This window comes from Halochromatium sp., from assembly GCF_054919635.1.
The window spans coordinates 1-11,429 of sequence record NZ_JBUDPI010000092.1; the positions used below are offsets into that span (position 1 = coordinate 1).

At 61.4% G+C, this 11,429-nt stretch carries 9 protein-coding genes; 3 read left to right on the forward strand and 6 right to left on the reverse strand.

All coding sequences use genetic code 11. The features are described from left to right. The 4 genes from ACY693_RS07665 to ACY693_RS07680 all read right to left on the reverse strand — a co-directional run. Positions 1 to 505, reverse strand: a 505-nt coding sequence (locus ACY693_RS07665) for a PilW family protein (protein WP_462321242.1), incomplete at its 3' end; no start/stop codon positions are given. Next, complete coding sequence (gene pilV / locus ACY693_RS07670) at positions 502 to 1,020, reverse strand: type IV pilus modification protein PilV (RefSeq protein ID WP_462321243.1); 519 nt, start codon at positions 1,018 to 1,020, stop codon at positions 502 to 504. The genes ACY693_RS07665 and pilV, both read right to left, overlap by 4 nt. Further along, complete coding sequence (locus ACY693_RS07675) at positions 953 to 1,354, reverse strand: GspH/FimT family protein (RefSeq protein WP_462321244.1); 402 nt, start codon at positions 1,352 to 1,354, stop codon at positions 953 to 955. Before ACY693_RS07675 ends, pilV begins: the two co-directional genes overlap by 68 nt. Continuing rightward, a complete protein-coding gene (locus ACY693_RS07680) occupies positions 1,332 to 1,520 on the reverse strand; it encodes a pilus assembly FimT family protein (protein WP_462321245.1) in 189 nt (62 codons plus the stop codon). The genes ACY693_RS07675 and ACY693_RS07680 overlap by 23 nt, the downstream gene beginning before the upstream one ends. A 348-nt stretch (positions 1,521 to 1,868) precedes the next feature. Here ACY693_RS07680 and katG point away from each other — a divergent pair, with 348 nt between their 5' ends. From katG to ACY693_RS07695, 3 genes are all read left to right on the forward strand, one after another. Beyond that, positions 1,869 to 4,043: a catalase/peroxidase HPI gene (gene katG / locus ACY693_RS07685; RefSeq protein ID WP_462321246.1), complete on the forward strand. Its 2,175-nt coding sequence runs from the start codon at positions 1,869 to 1,871 to the stop codon at positions 4,041 to 4,043. 172 nt (positions 4,044 to 4,215) lie between these two features. After that, on the forward strand, positions 4,216 to 7,050 hold the full coding sequence (locus tag ACY693_RS07690) for an ATP-binding protein (RefSeq protein ID WP_462321247.1): 2,835 nt from the start codon (positions 4,216 to 4,218) through the stop codon (positions 7,048 to 7,050). Continuing rightward, positions 7,047 to 8,666 carry a response regulator gene (locus tag ACY693_RS07695; RefSeq protein ID WP_462321248.1) on the forward strand — a complete coding sequence of 540 codons (1,620 nt, stop codon included), beginning with the start codon at positions 7,047 to 7,049 and terminating at the stop codon, positions 8,664 to 8,666. Before ACY693_RS07690 ends, ACY693_RS07695 begins: the two co-directional genes overlap by 4 nt. A gap of 160 nt (positions 8,667 to 8,826) precedes the next feature. Here the strand turns inward: ACY693_RS07695 and ACY693_RS07700 are convergent, their stop codons facing one another. Together ACY693_RS07700 and ACY693_RS07705 are read right to left on the reverse strand one after the other, a co-directional pair. Further along, positions 8,827 to 10,422, reverse strand: a complete 1,596-nt coding sequence (locus ACY693_RS07700; RefSeq protein WP_462321249.1) for an alpha/beta hydrolase — start codon at positions 10,420 to 10,422, stop codon at positions 8,827 to 8,829. Between the two features lie 39 nt (positions 10,423 to 10,461). Then, positions 10,462 to 11,429: alpha/beta hydrolase (locus ACY693_RS07705; protein ID WP_462321250.1), on the reverse strand; the 968-nt coding region annotated here is incomplete at its 5' end.

The following is an 11,429-nucleotide window of genomic DNA, read 5'->3' on the forward strand; positions in this document are numbered from 1 at the left end:
CTGCAACCAGAATGCTTCCAGTACTTAGCTGGTGAAGGTTGTCGAGTGTAAAGGTTTCGTCTATTGGATTTTGGGTAACAATTGAATAACCTTGACGGCCAGCACCAAGCAAGACGATGGCGTCGGTGCCAGGAACGCGTTGACCGACCTCGGTGCCAAATGGCTGCCCAGTAAAGGGCTGACTACCGTCATAGCCGATGACGCCGCCAGCCGTAAAGTTGGTCCACCAGCGTGTGTCTGGGTCGTTCAGGACGTTTGCTATTGGAAGCCCAGGGTGGCAGCCGGTGAAGCCGCCCATACGAATGTCGCGCGCGAGGAATTCGCTGGCAGCACGTGCGTTTGGCTGCACTGAGGACAAGCCTTCCTGAAATCGGTAGATCCGATTATTTCCCAGGAAAAGCTGTAGAATCGCTGCCATCAGGAACAGCCCAAGCGCCATGCCTATCAGCAGCTCGACCATCGAGAGGGCCTGCTGCGAGTGATTGCGGCGCAGAGCAATACTCACAGCTCCGTCTCCATCAGGAACTGTTTAGGTGCGTCCTGTCCGCGACTGTCATCCCATCGCACGGTGATCGTCACAATCGCACCGGTGCGATCCAGGGCCCCGACGCCCCGGGGAAGCTGGCAGGCGAGATGTGTCGTCCAAGCCTGGAGGTCGCGTTCCGCGGTCGTGCCGATAAGCTCGACAGCACTGCAAGCTGGTGGGGTCTCTGGGAAGGCTTGCCCATCGTAGGCGCCGTCCAACGTGGCGGGACGATTGGCCCGTATCCGGTCCGCAATGTCGTACGCAAGATAGGTTGCTTGCGACCGCTGACTCACGCTGCTCGCAAACCGAAGCGAGGTCGCTTGCAGACTTGCGAGCCCGAGAAGACCTAAGGACAGTAGCAGAGCGGCCACAAGCGCCTCCACGAGGGAAGCGCCCAGCTGTTGGCAGCGCCTAGATGCCGCTCTGTTAGGAGCATGACACCTTTTCAACGCCGGTCCGCCCAGTGGGTTTGATAACAATGGTATTCTTTTCACTCCGGTTGTGACAGAGATCGAGGGTCAGAGTCCCGCTCTGCAATGAGCCATCGGTTTGACGCGCAAAGCCGTCGGAGCTGAACGCGATATAGGTGGCGACGTCGGTTGTCCCAACGAGACGATGTTCACCAGCCAATGGGCCCTGGACGCGAAGGATGTGTTCACTCAAGTCGACCACCGCATCATTATCCGTGTCGACGAATACAATCCAGCCCTGTTCATAGCTGCCAGATTCGGTGCAAGACGCTAAGTCTGCGCTCTTGCGCAGCACAACAGGTCGACCGGTTTTCACCGACTGCGCTGCGCGCAAGCTATATTGAAGCAAGCAATTCATTGGTTTGGGTTGCGATTCGACTGTTTTCGATCGCCGTCCGCAGGGAAGGGGCACCCATGGTCAACAAGATGGTGGCTACAGAGAGCGTGACCATCAATTCGATGAGATTGAAACCATGGCAATTGCATCGTGGCTGCTTAGCCATCGAAGCTGGATAGAAGAACATGAGATGGACCCCGCTTGGCAGCGGTCGACGTTTGCCGTTCGCCGGTGGGCGGAGACGCAACTGTGCTGCTCTTAAAGCATCACAGAACGACACCGATTCCACTGGGAACCCGATCGCAGAATCTGGTGAAGTTCATGCTGATCCTGGTGAGATCGCCTAGCAGCCGCTGGGTTGGCTTGGGGCCTTCGCGAGCGGCCGGGGCATCTGACCACTCATAGGACAGGCCGATGGCACCCGGGTGACAACACGATGAGCCGGCGAGGCTTGCTAGACATAGCCTGAGTCTGTGTGCGACGCGCATCAGACATCACACCAAGCTCACCCGATACCCCACAAACGGAGGCAACCATGGCAACGCAGCAGACAACCCATTCAGGCCAGTGCCCGGTCATGCACGGTGCCAATACCACAGCGGGCTCCTCGAACATGGATTGGTGGCCGAAGGCGCTGAATCTCGACATCCTCCATCAGCACGATCGTAAGACCAACCCGATGGGCGAGGCGTTCAACTACCGCGAGGCGCTCAAACAGCTCGACGTCGAGGCGCTGAAGAACGACTTACGCGGGTTTATGGCCGACAGCCAGGACTGGTGGCCCGCGGACTGGGGCCACTACGGCGGCCTGATGATTCGCATGGCCTGGCACGCCGCGGGCAGCTACCGCATCGCCGATGGGCGCGGCGGTGGTGGCACCGGCAACCAACGCTTCGCCCCGCTCAACAGCTGGCCCGATAACGTCAACCTTGACAAGGCCCGCCGGCTGCTCTGGCCGATCAAGAAGAAGTACGGCAACCAGATTAGCTGGGCCGACCTGATCATCCTCGCTGGCACCGTCGCCTATGAGTCTATGGGGCTGAAGACCTTCGGCTTCGGCTTCGGTCGCGAGGACATCTGGCATCCGGAGAAGGACACCTACTGGGGCTCTGAGAAGGAATGGCTGGCGACCAGCGACAATCCCCATAGCCGCTACTCGGGTGAGCGTGATCTGGAAAATCCCCTGGCCGCAGTCATGATGGGCCTGATCTACGTCAACCCAGAGGGGGTCGATGGCAATCCCGATCCGCTGAAGACCGCCATCGATGTCCGCGAGACCTTCGCCCGCATGGCGATGAACGATGAGGAGACGGTCGCGCTGACTGCCGGCGGCCATACCGTTGGCAAATGCCACGGTAACGGTGACGTCGAGCTGCTCGGTCCAGACCCCGAAGGCGCCGCACTGGAAGACCAGGGCCTGGGCTGGATCAACAAGACCAAGCGTGGCGTCGGCCGCGATACCGTCGGCAGCGGCCTCGAGGGCGCCTGGACGAGCCGCCCGACGCAATGGGACAACGGCTACTTCAAGATGCTGCTCGAGCACGAGTGGGAGGTGAATAAGAGCCCAGCCGGCGCCTGGCAGTGGGAGCCCATCGACATCAAGGAAGAAGACAAGCCGGTCGACGTCGAGGACCCCTCGATCCGCTATAACCCAATCATGACCGACGCCGACATGGCGATGAAGATGGACCCGGTCTACCGCGAGATCTCAGAGCGGTTCTACCGCGATCCGGAGGCGCTCTCGGAGGCCTTCGCGCGGGCCTGGTTCAAGCTGACACACCGCGACATGGGACCTAAGTCGCGTTATCTCGGTCCCGATGTGCCCGACGAAGACCTGATCTGGCAGGATCCGGTTCCCGCCGGCCGCACCGACTATGACATCGAGGCCGTCAAGGCCAAGATCGCCGCTAGCGGTTTGAGCATCAGCGAGCTGGTTGCCACCGCCTGGGACAGCGCCCGCACCTTCCGCGGCTCGGACATGCGCGGCGGCGCCAATGGGGCGCGCATTCGTCTGGCACCACAAAAGGATTGGGAGGGCAATGAGCCTGAGCGACTCGCCAAGGTATTGGATGCGCTGGAGGGGATCGCTGGCGAGACCGGTGCCAGCGTTGCCGATGTCATCGTCCTGGCCGGCAATGTCGGCGTTGAGCAGGCGGTCAAGGCGGCTGGATTCGACATCGAGGTGCCATTTGCTCCCGGTCGTGGCGATGCGACCGAGGCGATGACCGATGCTGAATCGTTCGAGCCGCTGGAGCCGATCCAGGACGGCTACCGCAACTGGCTGAAGAAGGACTACGCCGTGTCCCCGGAAGAGCTGATGCTCGACCGCACTCAGCTGATGCGACTGACCGCGCCTGAGATGACGGCGCTCGTCGGTGGCATGCGGGTGTTGGGCACCAACCAGGGTTGCACCAAGCACGGCGTCTTCACCGAGCGCGAGGGCGTGCTGAGTACGGACTTCTTTGTCAATCTTACCGACATGGCTTACCGCTGGGAGCCTGTGGGCGACAATCTCTATGAGGTTCGCGATCGTCAGACCGGTGAGCTCAAGTGGACGGCGACGCGCGTCGATCTGGTCTTTGGCTCCAATTCGATCCTCCGCGCCTATGCCGAGGTCTATGCCCAAGATGACAATCAGGAGAAGTTCGTTCGCGACTTCGTCGCTGCCTGGACCAAGGTCATGAACGCCGATCGCTTCGATCTGGCCTGACGTCTCGCTGGCACTGACCTTGTCCAATGCGGCTCATCACTGAGTGACTGAGCCGGGCGCTCGGCTCCAACGGCCGTCAATGACCGCGAGCTGTTGGAATCACTTAGACTGCTGTGTCGGTTGATCCAGTTTCCCTGTCAGACGCTCGGGGATCACAGGTTAAGGGGCGCAGATGTCACTCAAGCTTCCGATCGCGACCAAGTTGCTGGTCGTCCTCATCCTCACGGCACTGACGCCGCTGTTGATCGTCGGCTGGATCGGCTATTACAACGCCCAAACGCTCATCAGCATTGCCTCACAGGCCAACCGCGAGGTAGCAGAGCTGGCGATGTCCGACAGCAGTGCGGCCCTCTCCTCCGAGCTCGAGTCGCGCCTATTGGCACTGACCGAGCGCCATGCTGGCGACATCGATGAGATCCTGACTCGGGTTCAGGCAGACACGATCAAGCTCGCCGATTTCGCCACTTATCTCTACGCCCACCCGGAAACGCTCAAACGCTACGCCTTCCCGAGCGAGTACGAGCCCGCTCCGGCCAATGCCATGTTCGGCAGCCGCCAGCCGAGCCGAAACTCCTGGCTCGGCGTCTTCGGCGATCGGGTCGATGAGCAGGGGCAAGTCAACGCCGAGACGCGGCGCGAGATCGAGCTTACCGAGTATATGGATATCCTGTTCAATAGCGTCGCGGCAACCAATCCCTATGCGGTGCAGATGTACATCAATACCGCCGGACAGCTGTCGCGTGGCATGCCGTTCGTCGACGGTGAATACCAATGGGTGGATGCGACGGATCAGTTCGCCAATCTGCCCGACGTGACCGCGTTCGATTTCTATTACCTGGCCGACGCCGAGCACAATCCAGATCGCGGCCCGGAATGGACCGAGCTCTATTGGGACCCGGCTGGTCTGGGCTGGATGGTCTCGAGTATCGCGCCCGTTTATCGAGAAGATGAGCTGGTTGCGGTCACTGGCATTGACATTACCCTCAAGCGCATCGTCGAAGGGATTGTTGGCCTGCAGGTGGAGCAGACCGGCTTCGCGTTTCTGATGTCAGGGAGTGGACAGGCCATTGCCTTCCCCGAGCGGGCGGCGGAGTTCCTCCAGTTTCACGGCAGCTTCGAGGGCGAGTTCAAAGAGAACGAGGCCTTCAAGCATCCGTTGCGCGAGGTGCGCGACGTCGGTTTCCAGGGGCTCATCGAGCGCATGGGTGCCGGTGAGCAAGGCTTGCGCACCTACGTCGATCCGGAGACGGATGAGGCGTTCTTCTTTGCCTACCATCCGATTCCGGTGACTGGCTGGAGCGTTGGCATCGTCGTTCCGGTGCAGGAGGTGATCGCTCCGGCGCTGCGGACCAATGCCAAGATCGAGCAGAGTCGGGAGCGGACCGCCGAGGCGCTAAATGCGCGCACCCAATCGCTGCTGCAGACCTTCCTCTGGCTGCTGTTCGCCAGCGTGCTGATCCTAGTGCCGCTGGCTGTGCTCTTTGCGCGCAGCATCTCGCGGCCAATCTCCGCTCTTGCCGATGGCGCGCGCCGCGTCGGTGCTGGTGAGCTTGAGCATCGTATCCATCTGCGCTCGGGCGATGAGATCGAGGCCCTGGCCAAGACCTTCAACCAGATGGCGACCGACCTTCAGGCCAAGATCGATGAGACCGAGCGCGCGAATCGCGAGCTGATGCAGCTTGACCAGCTCAAGTCCAAGTTCATCTCCATGGCCTCGCATGAGCTGCGCACGCCGCTGATCGCGATTCAGGGCTATGTCGATCTGATCCGCGATGGCAAAGGCGGCGTGATTTCTGAGGCGCAGCGCAAGATGCTCGATACCGTCTCGCGCAACGCCACGCGCTTGGCGCGCATCATCGCCGAGCTGCTCGACATCTCGCGGATCGAAGAGAACAAGCTGGTCCTGCATCGCACGCCGGTCTCCATGGCCGAGATCGTGCGCGAGATCGCCGATGAGCAGCAGCCTTACCTAGACAGTCGTGGTCATCGTCTGTCCGTAGAGCTAGCTGAGCCGCTGCCGCTGGTCGAAGGTGATCGCGACCGGCTCGCCCAGGTCACGATCAATCTGCTCGGGAACGCGATTAAGTACACGCCAGACATGGGTCAGCTAGTGATCCGCCTCTATGCCGAGGCCAACCCTGAGCGGGACGCCGCGCTTGATTCCAAGTCAGAGCCTAAGTCTGTTGAAAAGCCTGAGATTGATATCGTCCATCAGACGGTCGCTATCCCTAGACCTGAGCCTGGTTGGGTGCACCTGGAGGTTAGCGACAATGGGATCGGAATCAAGCGTGAAGACCTCGGTAAGCTGTTTCAACGCTTCTCGACCCTCGGCGACATCACCAAGCACCGCAGCGACAAGAATGCATTCATGGCCGGTGGCACTGGGCTGGGGCTGTCCATCGTGCAAGGGATTGTCCAGGCGCATGATGGCCGCATTTGGGTTGATAGTGAATTCGGCAAGGGCAGCACCTTTCATGTGCTGCTGCCGGCCCTTGCGGCTGAAGCTATCGGCGTGGCTGTCGCGAACGCAGAGCCCACGCCGGTACCGGCAACGGCCGATGAGGCGGAGCGCGCGGCCGCGTTCAAGGTGATCCAGTTCGAGACCGCCCAAGCACCACAGATCGACCGTCCCCAGGACCAACGACTCTCGGTGTTGGTGGTCGACGATGAGCCAGATGTCATTACCTTCACGCGCGCGATGCTCGAGGAGCAGTACGAGATCCACAGCGCGCAGACCAGTGCCACGGCGATCCGAGAGGCGATCAACCGGCAACCGGATTTGGTGCTGCTCGATGCTTGGATGCCGGGCATTTCCGGCTATGATGTCTGTCGGACCCTCAAGCGCAACAGCAACACGCGTGATACGCCGATCATCATCTTCACCGCCGCGACCCAGAAGATCGACGAGGAGCGCGCGCGCGAGGCCGGGGCCGATGGCTTCGTTACCAAGCCGTTTCGGCGTGATCAAATGATTGCGCTCATCGATAGCTTCCGCAAACGCCCATGAGTGCCGCACGCCAACGGCTGTTGGTGGTCGACGACGAGCCGAGCACCCGCCAATTTATCGCCGGCTTGCTGAGCGATCGGTATCCATTGCTGGAGGCTGCTGATGGCGCCGATGCGCTGGTGCTGCTCGAGGCCGAGCCTGACATCGATCTGGTGCTTCTGGACGTGATGATGCCCGGACTCGATGGCTTTGAGATGCTCGAGATCCTGAAGTCGAGCCCGCAGCTGCCCAAGCCGCGAGTCATCATGTTCAGTGCGCGGACCGATGCCGAAAGTAAGGTCAAGGCCTTTGCTGTCGGTGCTGTCGACTACATCGAAAAGCCATTCAATCGCGGCGAGCTGATCGCCAGGATCGAGACCCAGATGCGCTTGCAGCGCGTCGATGTGGAGCTCAGACAGGCCAAGCGAGAGGCGGAGGTCGCCAATCGAGCCAAGAGCGAGTTCCTGGCCAACATGAGCCATGAGATCCGCAATCCGCTCAACGCCATCATCGGCATCAGCGAACTGCTCGCGGCCACCAATCTGGATGCCGCGCAACGCGACTATGTCGCGACCATCGAGAGCAGTGGTAACGCGCTTCTCTATCTGATCAACGATATCCTCGACTACTCCAAGATCGAGGCCGGCATGCTAGAGCTGAGTGCATTGCGCTTCACCCTCGATAGCTGCATCAATGGCGCAGTCGATATCGTTCGTCATCGCGCCGAGGCGAAAGGGTTAGCCTTGCAGATCGGGGTCGACTCGAAGCTGCCACGCTGGTTCGTCGGTGACGACTATCGGCTGCGCCAGATCATCGTGAATCTGGTCAGCAATGCCATCAAGTTCACCGACCAGGGCCGGATCGACATCGAGGTTTCCGGTGCGCCGACTTCGGAGCCGGTGCCAACACCCTTCGCCCGTCTCGCTGAAGACGATGCGACCGCCTACCGGCTCGAGCTGGTCGTGCGTGACACCGGGATCGGCATTTCCCCGGAGCAGCAGGTGCGGCTGTTCGACAAATTCAGCCAGGTCGACGCCTCCGTCACCCGCCGCTATGGTGGTAGCGGGTTGGGGCTCGCCATCAGCCGACATCTGAGCCGACTGCTTGGGGGCGATATCAGCGTCGACAGCAGCGGGGTGCAAGGCGAGGGAAGCCGTTTTTGCTGCACCTTGCTGATGCCGGGCTGTTCGATGCGGTGGGACGGCCAGCCGGCGCAAACCGATGTCCTCGAGCGGACGGTGGACGCGACAGGGGCGATCGACAAACCGCTCTCCTCGCTGCGCGTACTGTTAGCCGAGGACAATATCGTCAATCAACAGGTGCTGCGCAAGCTGCTTGACTCGATCGGCGTAAAGGCCGACCTGGCGACCAACGGCCTTGAGGCCGTCATCGCAATCGAGCGGCACGACTATGACGTTGTGCTGATGGACGTGCAGATGCCAGAGCTCGACGGGATCAGCGCAAGTCGCGAGATCCGGCAGCGCATCCCCGAGCATCGACAGCCGCAGATCATCGCGTTAACGGCCAATGCCACCGAAGAGGATCGGCGCATCTGTATCGAGGCTGGGATGAATGACTTCATCACCAAGCCCATCCGCGCGGCCAAGCTCTCCGAAGCACTGCATGCTTGTCTGTGACCTCTGCCAGCCGACTTCAAGCTGCCGGGCGAAAGCCCTCGGCAATGCCACCGCGAGCGACGCTCCTTCCTCAGCGGCCGCGATCCGAAATCGAGCGGCAGACGCGCGCCCTTCTCAGCGACGTTTCCTCATGAGCGGCGGCGGCCCTCATGACGGCTGTCTATGAGGGGTCGGCATTCGCCGCATCGATCCACTCCAGGACCTGCTGCTCCTGGTAGTCGTAGAACGGGTTATGGCGCAGCCGTAACAGCCATTGTGCGGGCACCTTGAGCACGCCGCGCTCGCCGCGCACCGCAAGCTGTCCCAAGAACACCTCGCTGCTTTGCGTTGGTGGATAGCGCCCGTAGAGCGGATCATCGGTTGGAAACGGCAGGTCGACATGCGAGAGCGAGATCGCATCCTGTGGCCAGGGCTCGCCGAGTGCTTCCGTTGCGGTCGGCTTGGCGCTGAATGGCGGCTTGTACAAAGCGACGACCTCGCGTGTCTCGGGACTCGCGTTGGTGATGAGCCTGAGCTCGAAGGGCAGCGTGGCGTCGGCGAGGAGACGATCGGCGAGGGCGGCGCGCTCGGTAACGAGCAGTGGCGAGGTGACCGCAACCCGATTGATATCGTACAGCAGCAGTGCGTGTCTGCCCTCGGTGAGATGGCCGAGCAGATTGTCGACGGCGGCTGCAGGCGAGACGGTCGCGTCCACTACGCTGAGTAGCACCATGGTGGCTGGGAAGTCGGCGGCCGCGCCCTGACCAGCGAGCTGCTGCATCCGTGCGGTGGCCGAGCGCGTCATCCGGTGCACCTGCAGGCTCGCATTGGCAGTGAAGCCGTTGTAGTTGAATGGGTCGAACTCAGGCAGCAGCGTCGTCCAGGCAGCTTGCTCCAGCCCCGGCAGTCTCGCCAAGCGAATGAGCCAAGGCGTGATCGCGGCAGCTTGGGTGATGCCGATTGCCGGTGAGACCAGCACGAGACTGGCAGGCACCTGCGCTGAGCGCAGGCCAGATCCCCCTGCGATGCGCTGTTTGGAGCCCGGGTCAGAACCGCTTGCTAAGACTCGCTTCGAAGGCTGCAGCGAGTCTTGATCGCTCGTGTCTGGCCCTGTTGTTGCGCTCGTCGCCAGCGCATCCAAGGTGTAATCCAGCGCAAGTGCGGCGCCGGTCGAGTAGCCGATCATATGCAGTGGCTGACCGCCAACCCGATCCGCCAGATGCGCCATACCAAGACGGGTTGCCGCAGCCATATCCTCCCAGGTCACCGAGAGTAATCCGGCTGGCGCTGTGCCGTGACCGGGCATGCGCAGACCCAGTACCTGATAACCCTGCTCGGCTAGCGCCAGTCCAATCGCGCGTAGGCTGTAGGGGCCGTCGGACATCCCGTGCAACAGCAAGACGCCACCGATCGGCTGTTCTGCAGGCAGCAGCTCGAAGCTGTGGTTCCAGTTCGGATCGCGATCTCTTGGATCAGCGGCGCTGCCGCTGCTGAAGCGGTTCAGGATCTGCTCGGGACCGGTGGGCGTAAGCCTGTAGACCTTGTCTTCAAGCTCTTGGAAGAGTCGTGCCTCCAAGGCCTGATAATCGGCGAAGGTCTGGATGTCATCCGCTCGATCGGCGCTGAATTCTTCCTCCAGCTCCACGGTATGCCAGAGCTGTACTGGGGGGCCGCTTCGCACCCAAAGCACATAGAGGACGATGACGCCAGTGAGGAATCCGAGTGTCGCGATCAGCGCCCAGAGGCCAAGGCGTTTGCTCAGTCGCACGAGGTTCATCGTCGGTTGTGCCTATGCGTGTCTGGTCAGGATTGGACGCTAGCGCCCGCGGGTGAGGACCGAGTAGAGCTTGCCATCGGCTGTGCGGAATTGATACCGCCGCCGATTCAGCGGGCTGCCCCTATTGGTAAGGCGCAAGAACATGTCGTCAAAGTACTCCGGCACCTCGAGACTGAAGTTATGGAAGTTACGGGTGCGGTTGACCGGTGTGACGTCGACCAGCGCGACTCGGCCCTGCTCGCTATCCAAGACCTCCAACAACTGCTCGATCTCGTCGATGAGCTCGGCGTCGGCCTTCTCGAGCGTGCTTTGCCCGAGTCGGCGCTGCAGATTGATCAGCCGGCTCAAGAGCAGCGCGCGGTCATTCGATGAGACGTAGATGGTGGTGTCAGCGACCAGCGCCGCAAGCTGATCCTTAAAGCGCTCGTGGAACTGGCGATAACTGACATCGGGTGCGGTTAGCACGACATCGCTGATCTCGCGCTCGGCATCGGCGAACGCTGGGTCCTGTGCCAGCACGGCAATGGCATCGACAATGACCTGAGCACCGAGGCTATTGGCGACCACCCAGAGCTGTTCCGGGCGGACCTCATTGATCAGCAGCCGGAGCGTTGCAGCCAGCTCTGCCCCGGAGGTCGTCGCAAGTCGGCGCGCTTGGCGATAGCCACGCAAGGTATCGCCCTGGTTCGCAGGCCAGTCGAACACCATCACCGGCGCATTGATGTCGAGAATGTGAGCGAGGAAGGCGGTACCGCGCATCGCATAATCAAGATCGGTCCGCAATCCATGCACCAGGAGGAGCAGGCCGCGGTGCGGCGAGGCCGAGACCATGTCGCGCAGCTGATGGATGAAGGCGGTGCGGTCGAGCTGCGTCAGATTGGTGATTCGGATCTCTTCATCGAGGAACCAGCTGCTCGCATCCAACCACATGCCAAGCCCCAAGCTAGGCTCGATCTCGGTGTCGAATGAGCCGAAGGTCAGCGCCGGCGAGCGCGTGTTGCCGAGCC